General features: G+C 68.6%; 1 protein-coding gene. It reads left to right on the forward strand.

Annotation, left to right across the window (positions count from 1 at the left end; translation table 11 throughout):
* On the forward strand, nucleotides 1-245 hold a 245-nt coding region (locus SB765_RS32755; protein ID WP_410932907.1), incomplete at both ends, for a M20/M25/M40 family metallo-hydrolase.

The raw sequence follows: 245 nt of genomic DNA on the forward strand, positions 1-245 counted from the left end.
GCTGCGCAACGGCAGCAGCCCACGCAAGCTCGGCCTGCGTGCCGACATGGACGCGCTGCCCATTCACGAGGCCACCGGCGCTGCCTACAGCAGCCGCCACCAGGGCTGCATGCACGCTTGCGGCCATGACGGGCATACCACCATGTTGCTGGGTGCCGCCCGTTACCTGGCTGCTACCCGCCAGTTCGATGGCACGCTGACGCTGATCTTCCAGCCGGCTGAAGAGGGCCAAGGTGGCGCCGAGG

This window comes from Pseudomonas sp. SIMBA_067, from assembly GCF_046534675.1.
GTDB lineage: Bacteria > Pseudomonadota > Gammaproteobacteria > Pseudomonadales > Pseudomonadaceae > Aquipseudomonas > Aquipseudomonas putida.